The 15,538-nt window shown below is 59.9% G+C and carries 18 protein-coding genes; 11 read left to right on the forward strand and 7 right to left on the reverse strand.

Going from position 1 to position 15,538, the window contains the following annotated elements; all coding sequences use genetic code 11:
- Positions 1 to 2 precede the first annotated feature (2 nt).
- The 6 genes from EJ066_RS30075 to EJ066_RS30100 form a co-directional block, all read right to left on the reverse strand.
- Complete coding sequence (locus EJ066_RS30075; RefSeq protein ID WP_126043507.1) at positions 3 to 1,145, reverse strand: hypothetical protein; 1,143 nt, start codon at positions 1,143 to 1,145, stop codon at positions 3 to 5.
- A 140-nt stretch (positions 1,146 to 1,285) separates the two neighbouring features.
- Positions 1,286 to 1,810: a prepilin peptidase gene (locus EJ066_RS30080; RefSeq protein WP_126043508.1), complete on the reverse strand. Its 525-nt coding sequence runs from the start codon at positions 1,808 to 1,810 to the stop codon at positions 1,286 to 1,288.
- 9 nt (positions 1,811 to 1,819) lie between these two features.
- The gene (locus tag EJ066_RS30085; protein WP_126043509.1) at positions 1,820 to 2,353 is read right to left on the reverse strand and encodes a tetratricopeptide repeat protein; all 534 of its coding nucleotides are present in this window, start codon (positions 2,351 to 2,353) and stop codon (positions 1,820 to 1,822) included.
- Between the two features lie 67 nt (positions 2,354 to 2,420).
- Positions 2,421 to 3,371 (reverse strand): type II secretion system F family protein, encoded by a 951-nt coding sequence (locus EJ066_RS30090; RefSeq protein WP_126043510.1) that lies wholly within the window; start codon positions 3,369 to 3,371, stop codon positions 2,421 to 2,423.
- Positions 3,372 to 3,388: 17 nt separating this feature from the next.
- Positions 3,389 to 4,360, reverse strand: a complete 972-nt coding sequence (locus tag EJ066_RS30095; RefSeq protein WP_126043511.1) for a type II secretion system F family protein — start codon at positions 4,358 to 4,360, stop codon at positions 3,389 to 3,391.
- Complete coding sequence (locus tag EJ066_RS30100) at positions 4,360 to 5,745, reverse strand: CpaF family protein (protein ID WP_126043512.1); 1,386 nt, start codon at positions 5,743 to 5,745, stop codon at positions 4,360 to 4,362. Before EJ066_RS30100 ends, EJ066_RS30095 begins: the two co-directional genes overlap by 1 nt.
- 528 nt (positions 5,746 to 6,273) lie before the next feature.
- On the opposite strand from EJ066_RS30100, the gene EJ066_RS30105 reads away from it, so the two are divergent.
- The 11 genes from EJ066_RS30105 (at position 6,274) to EJ066_RS30155 (ending at position 14,873) form a co-directional block, all read left to right on the forward strand.
- The gene (locus tag EJ066_RS30105; protein WP_126043513.1) at positions 6,274 to 6,492 is read left to right on the forward strand and encodes a Flp family type IVb pilin; all 219 of its coding nucleotides are present in this window, start codon (positions 6,274 to 6,276) and stop codon (positions 6,490 to 6,492) included.
- Positions 6,493 to 6,587: 95 nt separating this feature from the next.
- The gene (gene cpaB, locus EJ066_RS30110; protein ID WP_126043514.1) at positions 6,588 to 7,622 is read left to right on the forward strand and encodes a Flp pilus assembly protein CpaB; all 1,035 of its coding nucleotides are present in this window, start codon (positions 6,588 to 6,590) and stop codon (positions 7,620 to 7,622) included.
- Between the two features lie 68 nt (positions 7,623 to 7,690).
- Entirely contained in the window at positions 7,691 to 9,130 is a 1,440-nt protein-coding gene (locus EJ066_RS30115) for a type II and III secretion system protein family protein (RefSeq protein WP_126043515.1), read from the forward strand.
- Positions 9,117 to 9,401, forward strand: a complete 285-nt coding sequence (locus EJ066_RS30120) for a hypothetical protein (protein ID WP_126043516.1) — start codon at positions 9,117 to 9,119, stop codon at positions 9,399 to 9,401. Before EJ066_RS30115 ends, EJ066_RS30120 begins: the two co-directional genes overlap by 14 nt.
- A gap of 30 nt (positions 9,402 to 9,431) precedes the next feature.
- Entirely contained in the window at positions 9,432 to 11,003 is a 1,572-nt protein-coding gene (locus tag EJ066_RS30125) for a pilus assembly protein TadG-related protein (RefSeq protein ID WP_245455036.1), read from the forward strand.
- Positions 11,004 to 11,077: 74 nt separating this feature from the next.
- The gene (locus EJ066_RS30130) at positions 11,078 to 11,536 is read left to right on the forward strand and encodes a TadE/TadG family type IV pilus assembly protein (protein ID WP_245455037.1); all 459 of its coding nucleotides are present in this window, start codon (positions 11,078 to 11,080) and stop codon (positions 11,534 to 11,536) included.
- 2 nt (positions 11,537 to 11,538) lie between these two features.
- Complete coding sequence (locus EJ066_RS30135; protein ID WP_126043519.1) at positions 11,539 to 12,186, forward strand: TadE/TadG family type IV pilus assembly protein; 648 nt, start codon at positions 11,539 to 11,541, stop codon at positions 12,184 to 12,186.
- Positions 12,183 to 13,346 carry an AAA family ATPase gene (locus EJ066_RS30140; RefSeq protein ID WP_126043520.1) on the forward strand — a complete coding sequence of 388 codons (1,164 nt, stop codon included), beginning with the start codon at positions 12,183 to 12,185 and terminating at the stop codon, positions 13,344 to 13,346. Before EJ066_RS30135 ends, EJ066_RS30140 begins: the two co-directional genes overlap by 4 nt.
- Entirely contained in the window at positions 13,330 to 13,920 is a 591-nt protein-coding gene (locus EJ066_RS30145; protein WP_126043521.1) for a L,D-transpeptidase, read from the forward strand. The genes EJ066_RS30140 and EJ066_RS30145 overlap by 17 nt, the downstream gene beginning before the upstream one ends.
- The gene (locus EJ066_RS30150) at positions 13,917 to 14,525 is read left to right on the forward strand and encodes a hypothetical protein (protein ID WP_126043522.1); all 609 of its coding nucleotides are present in this window, start codon (positions 13,917 to 13,919) and stop codon (positions 14,523 to 14,525) included. Before EJ066_RS30145 ends, EJ066_RS30150 begins: the two co-directional genes overlap by 4 nt.
- Before the next feature lie 57 nt (positions 14,526 to 14,582).
- Positions 14,583 to 14,873 (forward strand): hypothetical protein, encoded by a 291-nt coding sequence (locus EJ066_RS30155; protein ID WP_126043523.1) that lies wholly within the window; start codon positions 14,583 to 14,585, stop codon positions 14,871 to 14,873.
- Here the strand turns inward: EJ066_RS30155 and EJ066_RS30160 are convergent.
- On the reverse strand, positions 14,870 to 15,406 hold the full coding sequence (locus tag EJ066_RS30160; protein ID WP_126043524.1) for a hypothetical protein: 537 nt from the start codon (positions 15,404 to 15,406) through the stop codon (positions 14,870 to 14,872). The two genes, EJ066_RS30155 and EJ066_RS30160, sit on opposite strands and share 4 nt — an antisense overlap.
- Positions 15,407 to 15,538: the final 132 nt, after the last annotated feature.

A 15,538-nucleotide genomic window follows, 5' to 3' on the forward strand; every position in this document is an offset into this window, starting at 1 on the left:
CATTAGCGGAACAGATATTTTGACACCTCTGGATTGCCTCGCCGCCACATAACATTATCCAGAAAGTAGTGGTGCACGTTGATGAATATCCACGCGATGAAGAGGAACAGCGACGAGCCGAGCACCTCTTTGTTATAGGGAACCAAGGCAGACAACGCGATTGGGACCAGCCAGAAACCGAGAATTCCAAGAATTCCACCAATGATGATAAATCCCAGCACCCGCAGCCTGTACATCGGGCCGACAATGGAGAGGATCTTGAATTCGGGGGCCGCAACGGCATCTGAACGGTCGCGCTCGACATTGGTCTGATAACGCCAGACCACCGCCAGGTACTGCAACGAATGGAGCGCCGGCACCACAAGCAGCCAGAGCGGGTTTATCTTCACGAAAAGAATCCAGGCGTACAGGGTCACGACATACGCGACGACCCCGTTGTACGGTAGCGCGCCGCCATGCTTGCGCCAGCGATTGACCAACATCACAGCCGTGGCCGCCGTGGAAGCGGCCGCGGCCAATGCGGCAATATTGGTGAGCCATGAGGGGGCGGCAAATGTGTAGTAGTCCAAGCCCCAGAAACGCCTTTCGGTGATCACCGCGTTTGTCTGAAGCCATGCGAACAGCCACACGGCATAGCCGTTGAACAGCAGCACTTTCTTGTCTTGTTCATTGAAGAACTTGCGCTTCAGCACGGCATCCACCATCAGCATGCCGTAGCCTTGCTTGACATAGTGCCAGCCCACAAAAAAGGCCATCGCATTGCCTGCGTATCCCAGCAGGCGGGCATTCCCCGCTATTGAACCGTAGGCAAAAAAACCGCCCATGATCAGCGGGACGACGATGCCCGCGAAGATGTAACGGACCTGGAGGTTCCTGTCATATCCGTCGCCGCGCACCTTCCGCCCAAAATTACGATAGAAAATCTGATACGAGTGGGCGAAGTGCGGATGGTTTATCAGATGGGCCAGCAAGAGCATTGCTGCCGCCACAACACCTTCGTACTCGAGAGGTACAAAAAACAGGATCGGCAAGATTAGAAACGCGCTCCCGCCGAGCAGGAAGAAGTCGGCGATCGGGCCAAAAAGATACTTTTGTGGCGCCGCCACCACGGCGGCCGGAGCATCCGCTGAAAGATGAAGTGCCAAATCTATGCCCTCCTGGGAAGGTTCGTTTAACCACCGACCGCGTCTCTCTATCAGATCATCGTTTTCGAACTGCTAACGTACAACGATATCTGCGACCCGCGAGACCCACAGCCAAAGCCGTTGCGGCAAATTCGGTCTGGTCAGATTGCCGGGCCGGGCTGGGACATCAAGGCGAGGTAGATCTGAAACGCTATCGTGCAGATCGCTGCGAGCGAGATCGGCACGCCAAACGGCACAACGCCTTTGCGGTCCAGATGCTGGACATAGAGGCGGAAGGCGCTCGCCGGCAGCATGAACGGATTTTTCACGATCAACGCCGTCGCGAGCGCGAAGACCAGCAGCAGCACGGAAAACACCAGGAGGCCGCTGCCGCCGATCAGAAGCGGCACCACCGCCATCAGCTTGACATCGCCGGCCCCGACCTTGCGCAGGGCCCAGAACGGGAAGAGCGCAACAAACAACAAAAGACCGGCAAGCGCGCTCAGGCCCATGTCCCACCATGACCCGGATTGAACCGAAAGAAGCTGCTGCGAGCCCAAACCCAGGCAAAGCAGCAGCAGCACATTCTGGTTGGATATTTTCTGGGTGGTGAAGTCGAGCCAGGCGATCCTCGCAAGCAGGGGGATGGCGAGCACCTTCAGCAGCAGCGATGCGGCGAGCAACATGCTATCGCCTTACCGCTCGAGATTCTTCACGCTGGACGACAGGAGCCGCAGATTGTTGGCCACGGTCGGATCGTTGGGCGCCAGCTCATACGCCTTGAGGAAATTGCTGCGCGCATCCTGCAGCTTGCCGCGCAGAAGATAGGAATAGCCGACATTGTTGTAATATTCGGGCGTCGCGCCGACCAGCTTGAAGGCTCGGGCGTAGGCCCGGTCGGCGAGGTCGAAGCGGCGGATGCGATCGCTGCAGGCGGCCAGACCCAACCAAGCCACACCATCATTGGGCGCCAGTTGCGTCGCCTTGTAGAACAGGGCGCCGGCATTGCCGTAGTTTTCCGCTCGGAACTGGTTCTTGGCCTCGGCAACGGCCTGGTCCGAGGCATAGTATTCGACGTCGCTGACCGTCTTCAGCCCGTCGAAGGCATCGCCAAAGGCTGTCACGTCGCCCTTCGATGGCTCATTGGTACGGACGACGCCGTCGCTACTTGCCGTCTGACAGCCGGAAAGCACGATAAGCAGCAGACTGGCTACGGCTGCGAGGCGCATTGGCCCTCTCATTTCGTCCCCCAAAAGAGTTCTCCGACTCTGTATTCCGACCAAAGCACATACCTGCCTAGAAGAAAACGCCCCTCATGCGAATGATCACCGGCAACATGAGGATCATCATCACCACTGGGAAGATGCACAACCCCAACGGAATCATCATCTTGACCGGCAGCGAATTGGCACGCTCCTCGGCACTCAGAATTCTCTGACTGCGCATCTCGTCACTATAGACGCGCAAAGCATCGGTCAGACTAGTGCCGAGTTCTTCCGATTGCCGAAACAGCACTGCCAAAGCCCGCGCCTCGTCAAGTCCAACGCGGTCAGCGAGTTCGCGCAGTGCTTCCCGCAACGGCTTGCCAGCCCGCAACTGCAGCGTCATGATCGAAAGCTGGATGCCGAGCCATTTGTGGGTGCCGGCCAGTTCCTGGCTCACGCGCTCGACCGCAGCCTCCAGGCTCATACCGGCGTCGGCACAGGTTATCATCATGTCCATGAAATCGGGAAAACCGCGGCGGTAGACCTGCTTTTGTCCTTTCTCGAAGCGATCGAGCATGACGCTTGGAACCACGAGGCAGGCGAGCCCGAACAAGCCAGCTCCGGCAAAGCCTATGAAACCGGGCAAGGAAGGCGGCAGCACCCGGGTCAGGAGCGCATAGGCAGCCAGAAACCCGGCACAGACCGCGCCAAGCCGCGACAAGGTATAGATGAGCGGAGCGCTTGGCTGATAGAACCCGGCGCGAAAGAGCTTCGCGTCCAAGGCGCTGGGCTGGTCCCGCTCCTTTTCGATCGATCGAAAATATGCGTCCACTGGCCGCTGCGCCGAGATCCTGGCAAGCTGTTCCTGTCCAACGAGCGAACGGCGATCGGCAATACCTTCGGCCATCAGGCTTTGTGCGACCAGCTTTCGCGTCTGCAGCGCCGGCAAAAAGACGAGGGAACCGAACAGAAACAGTGCCACCGCCGCCACGAAGACGGCAATGGAGACCAGAACGCTGAGATCCTGAATAGTCGAAAACAAGATTATGTCTCGCCCTGTCAGAAGTCGAAATTGACCATTCGATACATGATGAAATCACCTAACAGCGCCCATGTTCCGAAAATCAGGAACACAGGAAGGATGATCGGATCGCCCCAGACGGTGCCGTAGTAAGCCGGGGCAACAAGCTGGAGTATCAGGAACATCACGATCGGGAACAGCGAGATGATCCATGCCGATACACGGCCCTCGGCCGAAAGCGCCCTGATCTTCATCTTGAGTTTCTGCCTTTCGCGCAGCACCGATGAAAGATTGGACAGTATCCCGGTCAGATTGCCGCCGGTCTTCGCTTGAATCGACAACGACACCGAAAGCAGATGAAGGCCCTCGAAGCCTACACGCTGCGACAATTTTTTCACGGCTTGCTCCATGCTGAGACCAAAGGTGATTTCGTCGGAAACAATGCCGAATTCGGTGCCGAGCGGATCGGGCATTTCGCGGGCGACCAGACCAACCGCTACCGAAGCCGGATGTCCGGCGCGCAGCGAACGAACGATCATGTCGAGTGCGTCCGGGAGTTGTTTCGCGAATTTCTGAATTCGCCTGCTCCGTGCACGCCGGAGAACGAGAAGTGGCAGCACAAATCCAATCACCAGAAAAGCAACGAGCGACGCCAGGGTCGAAAAGCCCAAAAAGAACGACAGCAGCAACGCCAGCGCCAACCCCGTCAGGAGGAACTTCGCGGCGAAAGTCAGCGGGTTTCCGGTAATGCCGGACTGGGTATAGAGCCTGTTCAGTCCGATCAGGCCAAAGAGAAAGTCGCCCGAGTCCGTCAGCCCGCGTTCGCGCAGCAACCCTTGCAAGGTCTGTTCGGCCGGGACGTCGTCGGATAGCCGTTTCAGCCGATGGTTGATCGCGCCAATCCGTGCCCGGCTTTTGGCAAAGGAAAGATACATGGCCTCGCCGGCGAGAATAACCGATGCCGCCGCGAGCACATAAATGAAGTAGAGCAAAGTCTGACCGGTGGGCATCAGAGCGCAACCTGCGGATTGAAGGCATCCTTGGCAAAATGATGGCCAAGCGTCGCCGCCTCCGGGGCAAAGCGCGGGCGGATGCCGGTGGCGCGAAAATCGCCGATGATCTTGCCTTCCGGCGTCACCTCGCGACGGACGAAGTTGTAGATCTCCTGGAGCTGGACGACATTGCCTTCCATCCCAGTCAGTTCCGATATGGAGACGACACGCCTTCCGCCGTCCGAAAGACGTTGTGTCTGCACGATGATATCAATGGCCGATGCAATCTGCGCCCGGATGGATTCGTGGGTCATCGGCATGCCGGCCATTCCAACCATCTGCTCGAGCCGCGATATTGCATCGCGGGGCGTGTTGGCATGGATGGTGGTCATCGAGCCTTCATGGCCGGTATTCATCGCCTGCAGCATGTCGAAGGCCTCCTCGCCGCGCACCTCGCCGACGATGATGCGATCGGGCCGCATGCGCAGCGCATTCTTCAGCAGTTCGCGCTGACGGACCTCGCCTTTGCCCTCGACATTGGGCGGCCGCGTCTCCAGCCGGCCGACATGCGGCTGCTGCAACTGCAGTTCCGCCGCGTCCTCTATGGTGATCAGGCGCTCCCTGGCCGGGATGTAGCTCGACAGCGCGTTGAGCAAGGTCGTCTTGCCGCTGCCGGTGCCGCCTGAAACCAGGATCGACTTGCGCGCCTGCACCGCGATCCGCAGCAGATCGATCATCGGCTGGCGGATCGAATTGAACGCCATCAGGCGCTCGAGCGAATAGGGATTCTTGGAGAATTTGCGGATCGACACCAGCGGGCCGTCCACCGAGATCGGCCGCACCGCGATATTGACACGCGATCCGTCCTCCAGGCGCGCATCGACCATCGGCGCCGATTCATCGACGCGCCTGCCGATGGCCGAGACGATCTTGTTGATGACGCGCAGCAGATGCGCCTCGTCGCGGAAGCGGATCGCCGTCTCCTCGATCACGCCGCGCCGCTCGATGAAGACGCGCTTGTGCGTGTTGATCAATATGTCGGTAATCGAGTCATCCTGGAGCAGCGGCTCGATCGGCCCCAGCCCCAGCATCTCATCGGCGGTCTCGCTGGTCAGCCGATCGAGTTCGCGAGCATTCAGCGGCACGGCGCGAGCGCGCACGAACTCGCGCACGATCGGCCGGATTTCGTTCAGGATCTCATCCTTGGACGCGGTTTCAAGCGCGGCAAGATTGAACCGGTCGATCAGATGGCGGTGGAGCTCTACCTTGAGCGTCAGGAAATCGTCACCATGCGCTTCGATGTCGGCAGCGGGGGAAAGCGCCGGCGCTACAGGCAACGCAATCGGCTCAAGCTTTGGCTCGATCCGCGGTTCGCCTGGCCCCTTGGTGAATCGGCCCAACATGACGCTTTGTCCCCCGTTTAATCCCCACGCTGAAACTAATCGTTAACCACGGAAGGCACAAGCGCCGACCGCACACCCATGCGATTAATACTTCAGACATAGTTAAGATCAAGTGTCGGAAAACGTGACGTTTATTTGGTCAGCGGCACTGTCCTAAACGAAAAACGGTGACCCGCTTTTCGATGAAAGGGCCTTTTTTGCCACAAAGGCGTCATGGAACGCATCTAATCCCTTAGATATAAAGCAATATGCCTTTTTGCTAATGCGGCCCCACTTTCGCCATATCACGGCCAAATTGTGAACGAATGGTTAAGATGGGCACAAAAATCAGCCGAATCAATGTCTTGGGTTAGCGAAGGAGCGGGAATATTCTTGCCGAAGCAGGTATAGCAAAGTTAAAGAACCGTTAAACCCATTTGACTCTGGTTTTCTTCGGGATTTAGATCGAGATGACGGGGGATGCTTGGGTATGGATTTCATCCTTGGCTCGTCTCGTCGGGTTCAAACCTCCAAAAGGGAGAAATTGGCATGAAGAAGCTCATGACGATGACCCGGCAGTTCCGCGACGACGAAAACGGCGCTGCCATGGTCGAATATTCCATCCTTCTCGGCATCATCGCGGTCGCCGTCGTCCTGACGGTCATCGCGATCGGCGGCTGGGTCACGGGTCGATTCACCGGTCTGTGCACCGCGCTCGACGGCACGAGTGTTGGCACCTGCAATGCCGCGACTGGCGTCGGTTCCTAATCGACTGATAATGCTCAGGCCCGGATCATCAGGTCCGGGCCTGAATCCGATCGCATCGGACGAATTCCCGCAATGTAGGCTTGGGGCTTGGGGCAATGCGCGTAAATACTGTCATCATGATCATGCTCGCCGGCGTGTTCGGCGTTGTGGCGGTGGTGCTCGCCAATCTCTGGCTGGCCAGCCAGCGCAGCGCCATGGCGAAGGGGGATAATGTCCAGCGCGATACGGTCGTTGTGGCTGCCGTCGCGCTGAAATTCGGCGACACGCTGACATCAGACAAGCTGCGCGAAATTGCGTGGCCGGCGGGCGCGGTTCCGGCCGGTGCCTTCAGGACAACAAAAGAGGCTTTGGCCGGCGACGGCACGAAGCAGGCACTGCAGACGATCGGGATCAACGAGCCGGTTCTCGCAACCAAGATCACAGGCCCCGGCCAGCGCGCCACGCTTTCGGCGGTGCTCGGCGAAGGCATGAAGGCCGTCTCTATCAGGGTAAACGACGTGCTTGGCGTCGCCGGATTTGTCTTTCCCGGCGATCGTGTCGACGTGCTGCTGACGCGCACAGTGCGCGGCGATGGCGGCCTGGACAAGAGTTTTGTCGACGTGCTGCTGCAAAGCATGAAGGTGCTCGCCGTCGACCAGGTCGCCGACGAGAGCAAGGACAGCCCGACGGTGGTGAAATCAGTCACGCTCGAGGCTAGCACCAGAGATGCCCAGAAGCTTACCTTGGCCGCCGGCGCCGGCCAGTTGTCGCTGGCGCTGCGCCAGGCAGCCGCCAGCGAGGGCGAGACGACCGACCGCGTCACGCTTTCCGACCTGACCGGCGACACGCCGGCCGACGTCGCCGCCAAGCAGGCCGAACTCGCCAGGCAGGCTGCCGCCGAGGCTGAGGCCGCGGCCGAGCGCAAGCGCGCCGACGACAAGTTCGCCGGGCTGACCCAGGCAGTGGAGAAGGTGGGAAGCCGCCTTGACGAACTGGGCAAGGTAAAGCCGGCCGTGGCGCCGGCGCCCGAAGTGCAGGAAGTCGTCAAGGAAGTGGTCAAATATGTGCAGCCGGAGCCGCCGGCTCGAGCGACGGTCAGCGTCTATCGGGGTGTGAAGTTCGAAACATACGACGTGCCGCGACAAAAATAATACCGGCGATTAAGATAAGCTTAAGAATAAGGGCGTCCGAATCAGCCGGCATAAAGGGGGTAGCGTAGATGCGTATGTTCTGGGGACTGATAGCGGCAGCCGCACTGGCCTGTTTTGCATTACTGCCTCTAAGCTCCGCAGCTCATGCAGCCGACCGCAAGATCGATGTATCGAACCCCAGCGTCCATCGTATTTTCCTGCCCATGTCGCAGTCGGTGACGGTCCAGGTGAACGCCACTCTGGGCGACATCGTCGTCGGCGACGAGAAGATCGCCGACGCCCAGCCAATGACCGACCGCACGCTCTATGTCATCGGCAAGAGCGCCGGCACCACCACCGTCAACCTCTTTTCAGAAGACAAGCGCTCGCTTGGCGTGATCCAGATCGAGGTTGGCGTCGACGTGAGCGACATGGCGCAAGCGATCCGCCAGGTGGCGCCCAGGTCGCGCATCGATATCGGTTCGGTCAACGGCAAGGTCAGGCTTGGCGGCCATGTCAAGGACGGCGCCACGCTGGCGGCGATCATGCAGGTTGCGCAGCAATACGGGCCCGACGCGATCATAAACGCAGTGACCGTCGACGACAGCCAGCAAGTAAACCTCGAAGTGCGGGTGCTGGAGGCCAAGCGCAATGCCGGCCGTGATCTTGGCGTGTCCATCAGGAGCAGCAACGGCAGCGGCACGACCCGCACCGGGACCGGCGTTGCCGCCGTCGATGAGGACGGTGTCGTGCTGGGACCGGGAAATCTTCTTAGCAACCTACTGTCGAATTCGACTCCGTTCGGGGCACTGATCACCCGCGTTATCAACAGCGATGTCAAGGTCGACCTGATCATCGAGGCGCTCGAAGCCAAGGGCGTGGTGCGCATGCTTGCTGAACCAAACCTCACCACGCTCTCCGGTGAACCAGCCAATTTCAACGCCGGTGGTGAGGTGCCGATTCGCCGCCTCGTCGACGACGAGGTGGTCATCGAATACAAGCAGTTCGGCGTCAATCTGCAGTTCACGCCGATCGTGCTCAACGACGACAAGATCAACATCAGGCTGGCGCCCGAAGTGAGCGACCTCACCGGCTTCACCACCGCCGGCGACCCGATCTTCACCAACCGCAAGCTGGCGACTGTCGTCGAACTGCGCGACGGGCAGAGCTTCGCGGTCGGCGGGCTCTTGTCCAGCAAGAACACCAAGATCCAGGAACAGGTTCCATGGCTCGGCCAGGTGCCGATCGTCGGCGCGCTGTTCAAGAATTCGAGCAACCAGAAGGAAGAGACCGAACTGGTTGTCATCGTCACGCCGCACATCGTGCGCCCGGTAAAGCCTGGCGAGCAACTGGCGACACCGTTCGACAAGACGCGGCCGGCCAACGACCCGGAATTCTTCATGCTCGGTCAGCTCGAAGTGACCAAGGACATGGTTCGCAAATATGAACTGGGCGAAGGCGTCGTCGGCCCGTACGGCCACATGCTCGACCTGAAATCAAAGGACAAGATGCTCTATGTCAAGAAATAGCGCCTTGATCGTCCTTTTGTGCGCCGGCGCACTGACAGGCTGCGCCGCCGACTACCTGAACAACTACGACACGATGACGTTGGCGTCGGGCGACACGCAGAAATACAATTCGCTGCTGCAGACGGTCGAGCCGCTCAATCCGGCGTCGAAGAACACGACTATCGAGGGCGACGGCGTGCGCGCTGCCAACGTTGCCCAAAGCTACAGGATACCACCGCCACCGCCGCCACCGCCGTCCATCACGGTCAATGTTGGCAACACCGGGGATTGAACAGAGGAATGCGGATCAGCGTCAGGGAAAATGAGGGATCCTGGCGTCAGGGGAGCTAACAGTAAGGCCATGCTGCGGATTGTTCGCGCGTTCTGGCACGATCAAAGGGGAATAGCGCTGATACTGGTCAGCATCACGCTGCCGGCAATCATCGGCTTTTCCCTGCTGGCGATCGACATGAGCCGGGTCAACAACCTCCACAACGATCTTCAGAAGGGCGCTGACGCGTTTGCGCTAGCGGCGGCAGCGGAACTGGACGGAAGCAGCGGTTCCTGGGCGCGGGCCGAACGCGCCATGGCGATGCTCGTAGACAATGAAACCAATTTCTCCACGGCGGGGAGGTTTACGCTAACCTCGGGGCAGCCAGGCGGCGCACTGAACTGCAACAGCGCCGGAAACATTTCCTGGTGTTTTCTGGAGGCCATTCCAGCCTCGGACGCGACCCAGATAACAACGGCCAACCAGGCCAGCTATCTTGCCGATGCCGATCCGGTAGTCGGAGAGGCGGAAACGCGGTTCATCCAGGTGACAGTCGCTCCCCAAGGGTTTGCCGCGATCTTTCCCGCCTCATTTGTGACATCCGGCGCCAGCAACAGCTTCAATGTCGGGGCAGTCGCGGTAGCGGGCTTCACCTCCGGCGTCTGCGATTTTACACCGGTCTTCATGTGCAATCCCTATGAGATGGTGAACGGGACAAACAATGCCGGGGGTTATACACTTGAGCAGGCCGTTTCCGATCCGGCCGTGCGCCGCCGGCTGATCGAACTGAGGAAGGTCGGAAACGGGGCTGCGGCCGGTCCCGGCAACTTCGGCTTCCTCGAGCCTCCGCCGAATGTGGGAAATGGTGCCCAAGCGCTGGCTCAGACGATCGCAACGTCGACGCCAATTGGCTGCTACAATTCCGCGAACGTAACGACAAAGACCGGTCAGAATGCCGGCCCGGTGCAAGATGCCTTCAACGTTCGTTTCGGGATTGGAGCTAACGGCAACCATTTCAACAGCCCCGAGTACGGTCCGGCCGCCAATGTCCGAAAAGGGGCGATACAAACCACTGGCAGCGCTAATCAATGCCCTGCCATGAACAAGCTTTCATTCACCGAAGCCGGAACGATGGGCCTTCCGCGCGATGCGACAACGCCGTATCTGGCCGGCCGGATGGGCGACGGAAATTGGAATTTCTCTGGCTATTGGAGCACCAACTTCGGTTCGGCTGCCTATCCAGCGTCATGGGACACGACCAAGCCGACGCGCTATGAGGTCTACCGTTACGAGATATCGGCCGGGTTGGTGGGCACCGCGTCGACCGGTGGAGAGATCGGAACGCCGCCCGCAGCTTGCCAACCGCCTGTCACGACAGTCGATCGCCGGTTGCTTTATGGCGCTATCCTGAACTGCAATGCACTCGAAGCTGCGGGCAACGGCCTGTCCGGCCATAGCACCAATCTGCCGGTCGAAGCCTTCGGCAGCTTCTTCCTCACTGAGCCTGTTCCCTCGGCATCGGAAGATGCGTCGGTGATGGTCGAACTGGTCGACGTAACCGGTGGTGCCGGCCAGGGTACGCTCGACAATTTCCTTCGCGACGAAGCTCAGCTCTACCGGTGATGGCGATGATCGGAGCGCTGTACTATCATCTCCACAGATTTCGACGCGAGCAGCGCGGCACGGCTCTCGTCGAAATGGCGCTGATCGCGCCGCTGATGCTGGTCCTGTCGGCGGGCGTGTTCGAATTCGGCAATCTGATCCACAAAAAGCTGCTGATGGAGGCCGGCCTGTCGGACGCGGCGCGCTTTGCAGCGCGCTGCAACAGCCAGCTGTACACCAAGGCAGGGTTAGCGGCGATAAACTGCGCCGATATCGCCAGCAACATCGCGGTGTTCGGCAATGCTGCGGGGGTAGGGAATGCGCGTATCGCCGGCTGGCAAAAGGCGAATGTGACGGTGACCATTGCCGCCTCAGGCTCGTGCCATGACGCCGTGGTCGCAGGTGTCACCCAATATCGCTCCACCAGCGCGCAGGTCTGCATCGTCAGGGCAGCGGGGACGTTGGCCTATAGTGGCATCGGAATGCTGTCGCTGGTCGGCATCGGGCCCATGACACTAAATGGCTTTCACGAGGAGCGGTTGATCCGGTTCTGATTATGATCAGGCGTTTCGCAACATCGGAAGACGGCGCAACGATGGTGGAGATGGCCATCGTATCTACACTGCTGTTTACCCTTGTCCTCGGTTTCGTCGATTTCGGCTATGCCCTCTATCAGTGGAACGCCGCCACCAAGGCCGTCCAGCTCGGCGCACGTCTGGCCTCGATTTCCGATCCGGTTGCCACCGCGCTAGCTACAGCCGCACCGACGACGACACCGGGCGCTCCGGTCATTGCTGCGGCCTACGGACCATTCGCCTGCACTTATACTGCTGGCACAGGGGCCTGCAGCAATGGCGGCTCATTCAATGCAGTCAATTTCAGCCGCGTCTTCCGCGGCGATACGACAAACACCAATGACGACGCCTGTCCGATAATCACCCCAGCCCAGCGACTCACCACGCGGCCTGGAATGTGTCATTTCTTTCCTGGCCTCAGGCGCGACAACGTCGTCATCACCTATTCCGCCACCGGCCTGGGCTACCAGACCCGGCTGGGCGGACCGGTGCCGACAATCACCGTCAGTCTTCAGAACCGGACCTTCCAGTTCTTCTTCCTCGGTGGCCTGCTCGGATTCGGAAACCTCGCCATGCCCTCCATGCTGAGCACGGTTACGGGCGAAGACCTGAAGAGTACATCCCCATGAACGCCATCAACACCAAAGTCCTCCCAACCAAACGAAAGCAGGTCGCCCTCTTCTCCTCGGATCCGCAGTTCAAGCGCGAGGTGGCGACGAGGCTCGACGCGCTGGCCATCTATGATGTCAGGATTTCCGAGACAGACGACTTTCTCAAAGGCCCGCCCGCCGACATGCGTCCGGGCATCGTCATCCTCGACCTCGGCAATGGCGAGCTGCTCGGCAAGCCCGGCATTGTCGAGGCGCGCGCCTTGTGGGCGGCGGTGCCGCTGATCGCGGTTTCCGGCGAATTGACGTCGGAACGGACGCGCGTTCTCGTGCGCATGAACGCCTCGGACTGGCTGCACAAGCCGCTCGACGCCAAGGAACTGCTGAACGCGGTCACCTTCCACGACACCGGCAACCAGGGCACCAAGAGCCGGATCATCACTTTCATCAGCGCCAGCGGCGGCGCCGGGGCTACGACGCTCGCTCTGTCGGCGGCGGAGTTCCTGGCGTCGAAATCCACCGAACGTGCGGCTTCGACCTGCCTCGTCGACCTCGATTTCCAGAGCGCCAATTGCGGCGCCTATCTCAACCTGTTCAATCAGTTCGATCTGGCCGGCATCATCGGCCAGCCGGAAAGGCTCGACGTCGAACTGATGGACGTCATCAAGCTTTCGCGCCCCTCCGGCCTGACGCTCTATTCATTCGAGAGGCCGCAACTGCCGTTCGAGCCGCAGGGCGCCGATTTCGTGTTCCGGCTGCTGGACCTCGTCGCCTACCGGTTCGACGACATCGTCATCGATTTGCCGAATATCGAAACCCCCTGGCAGGATTCCGTGCTTTCGACAAGCGACGAGATCTTCATCGTCTTCGAGCTCAACGTCGCCTCGCTGCGGCAAGGCAAGCGGCTCTACAAGAAGATCCGCGAGCTGCGCGGCAATTCGGTGAGCATCACGCTGGTCGCCAACAAGCACAAGCGCAAGTGGTTCGGCAACCATTTCTCGCGCGGCGAACTCGAGAAGATCTTCAAGGCGCCGCACATCAAGTCGGTCAGCCTGGACAACGCGCTGCTGACCGATGCTTTGAACCGCGCCATCCTTCCTTTGGAAGTGGATGCGCGGGCACGATTCAACAAGGATTTGAAGCGGATGTTCAAAGAGCGGATCGATGACGCTGCCCGGTAGATACCGCATCGTCCCGACGCTGGCCGGCGCCTGCGTCATGGGTCTGGCCTTGGGGATGCCGGCCTGGGACTTGGCCCATGCCAGATCCGCGCTATCGGACCGGCCGCCGCTGCCGGCAATGGGGCCCAGCCTTCGCAAGACGGTTGCTCTCCAAACCACGGAACTGCCCGGCACGATCATCATCCGCAAGGACGAGAAGGCGCTCTATCTGGTGACCCGGCAGGGCGAGGCGCTGCGCTACCAGATCAGCGTCGGGCGCGACGGCTTTGGCTGGACCGGTATCGTCAAGGTGGGGGCGAAAACGGAATGGCCGGAATGGCGCCCGCCCACGGAAATGCGCGCCCGCCAGCCGGAGCTGCCGGAAATGGTGCCCGCCGGTCCCTACAATCCGCTCGGCGCCAGGGCACTCTATCTGCTGCGGGACGGGCGCGACACGCTCTATCGCATCCACGGCACCAACGATCCCAAGGGCATCGGCTTCGACGGAACATCGGGATGTTTCCGCCTTACCAACACCGATGTGATCGATCTCTTCAAGCGCGTCTCTGTCGGCGCAAAGGTGGTGGTCCAATGACGATGATCAGCGATCCGGACATGCCAGCAATCAGTATTGGGCCGGTCATAGACGTTAGGCCGGGAACCCACACTGGAGAGCAAGCTGTCGCAGGCAAACCGAGCAATGCAAGGATGATCGGCATCGCCGCCGGCGCCTTGCTGTTCACGGCGGTGAACACAACCTGCGCTGTCTATCTCTACCGCACCATCAGCGATCTGCGCTTTTTGGAAGGGCGGCTGGAGCAGCTCGGTTCGTTCGAGCAACGGATCGCAGCCCGGCTCGATACTGTCAACAACGGCTTTCAAAGCCGGTTCGAAAAACTGGACAGTCAGCTGCAGGGCAGCTTCAACGACGTCAAAGGCAGTATTGCCCAGCTTGAACGGAACCTGCCCCTGGACAGCGACGACGACATGGCGAGCGTGGTGGAGCCTCCCGTGGTCACGACCAGCATCATGGCGGAAGCATCCACCGATCTTAGTGAAGAAGCAACCGAACCCAGTGTCGTTGATGTGCCGCGCCCGCCCAAAAGGAGGATCGCGGCAGCGCTGCCCCCTGCCCCAAACCCCTCCTACCAGCGCATAAAGCAGCCCGACGGCAAGGTCCATTACAAGAAAATCAACTAGAAGCGACAGGCATCGAGAACGGTTTTGCGTTCATCTGCATTCGGAGCTGCCGTCATCTTGTTGACACCGATCGGGAGCGCGACGGCTGCAACCTGCTACCATGTCGTCAATGTCGACTTTTGGGACGTGCTCTACATCAGATCGCGGCCAAGCCACCTTTCCAGGGCGGCGGGCGCGATCGCTCCCGATCACAACGGCATCATCGTGGCCACTGGCTCATGCCGGCCGACCGGGGCCGACCGAAAGCGGCAATGGTGCCCGGTCACTTACTATCCGTTGCCGTCAGTCAGCCTGGACGGATACGTGAAGGCCTATTTCGTGGAAACCACGGCGTGCCCCGGGTCCTAGAGATCCCGCTGCAGGACAATAAGCTGTACGGTGAGCGCCTCGGAACGCTGTCGTGCTTCGCCGAGAAACGCAACATGAGTGTAGGCGCAGGCTGCAGCGCCCAGAAGCAGCACCAGTCTGTTCTGCCATGTGAAATCGAGCATCAGCGAAAACGGAAGGCCGCTCGGCGCGGTAAACGCCGCAATCGTGCTCGCTGTTTCAGAATGGCTGCTGGACGCGATCATCAGCGCGGCGAACAGCAGTGCGACGTGGTTGGCAAGAAAGAATGCGGCCGACTTTCTCGTCCGGCAAGCCATCCAGCAGACGATCGATGCAGCGGTCAGGATGGCGGCATCAAGGACCATTGAACCGCCCAGATAGAGGTCGACCTGCTGCCAGAACATGGTCGACAAAGGGCGCAGTTCAAGCCAGATCCGCCACATGGCGGGGCTGGCCGGATAGGTTCCCAGCAGGAATGTCGCTGCTCGCTCCCCTGCGAGAATCAGAAGGATGAGAGCCGGAAAGGCAAAAAGCAGAATCGGCTTGCGCTTCATGTTCCCCCCGGCCGTCGACAAGCAGAATAGACTGCAAAGATTGCGCGAGGCTTAATGGAAGGCGCGCTCCGAAGGGGTAAAAAGTAGTGTGCTGAGAGTTCTGCAAAGGTAGTGTGCTGAGAGTTCTGCAAA

The organism is Mesorhizobium sp. M9A.F.Ca.ET.002.03.1.2 (assembly GCF_003952365.1).
GTDB lineage: Bacteria > Pseudomonadota > Alphaproteobacteria > Rhizobiales > Rhizobiaceae > Mesorhizobium.

What these genes read in the sequence shown, in the direction of transcription:
- EJ066_RS30080 (WP_126043508.1), bottom strand. Translation starts at nt 1,810, where the DNA reads ATGTTGCTCGCCGCATCGCTGCTGCTGAAGGTGCTCGCCATCCCCCTG.
- EJ066_RS30085 (WP_126043509.1), bottom strand. Translation starts at nt 2,353, where the DNA reads ATGCGCCTCGCAGCCGTAGCCAGTCTGCTGCTTATCGTGCTTTCCGGC.
- EJ066_RS30095 (WP_126043511.1), bottom strand. Translation starts at nt 4,360, where the DNA reads ATGCCCACCGGTCAGACTTTGCTCTACTTCATTTATGTGCTCGCGGCG.
- EJ066_RS30100 (WP_126043512.1), bottom strand. Translation starts at nt 5,745, where the DNA reads ATGTTGGGCCGATTCACCAAGGGGCCAGGCGAACCGCGGATCGAGCCA.
- EJ066_RS30105 (WP_126043513.1), top strand. Translation starts at nt 6,274, where the DNA reads ATGAAGAAGCTCATGACGATGACCCGGCAGTTCCGCGACGACGAAAAC.
- cpaB (WP_126043514.1), top strand. Translation starts at nt 6,588, where the DNA reads ATGCGCGTAAATACTGTCATCATGATCATGCTCGCCGGCGTGTTCGGC.
- EJ066_RS30115 (WP_126043515.1), top strand. Translation starts at nt 7,691, where the DNA reads ATGCGTATGTTCTGGGGACTGATAGCGGCAGCCGCACTGGCCTGTTTT.
- EJ066_RS30120 (WP_126043516.1), top strand. Translation starts at nt 9,117, where the DNA reads ATGTCAAGAAATAGCGCCTTGATCGTCCTTTTGTGCGCCGGCGCACTG.
- EJ066_RS30125 (WP_245455036.1), top strand. Translation starts at nt 9,432, where the DNA reads ATGAGGGATCCTGGCGTCAGGGGAGCTAACAGTAAGGCCATGCTGCGG.
- EJ066_RS30130 (WP_245455037.1), top strand. Translation starts at nt 11,078, where the DNA reads ATGGCGCTGATCGCGCCGCTGATGCTGGTCCTGTCGGCGGGCGTGTTC.
- EJ066_RS30135 (WP_126043519.1), top strand. Translation starts at nt 11,539, where the DNA reads ATGATCAGGCGTTTCGCAACATCGGAAGACGGCGCAACGATGGTGGAG.
- EJ066_RS30140 (WP_126043520.1), top strand. Translation starts at nt 12,183, where the DNA reads ATGAACGCCATCAACACCAAAGTCCTCCCAACCAAACGAAAGCAGGTC.
- EJ066_RS30145 (WP_126043521.1), top strand. Translation starts at nt 13,330, where the DNA reads ATGACGCTGCCCGGTAGATACCGCATCGTCCCGACGCTGGCCGGCGCC.
- EJ066_RS30150 (WP_126043522.1), top strand. Translation starts at nt 13,917, where the DNA reads ATGACGATGATCAGCGATCCGGACATGCCAGCAATCAGTATTGGGCCG.
- EJ066_RS30160 (WP_126043524.1), bottom strand. Translation starts at nt 15,406, where the DNA reads ATGAAGCGCAAGCCGATTCTGCTTTTTGCCTTTCCGGCTCTCATCCTT.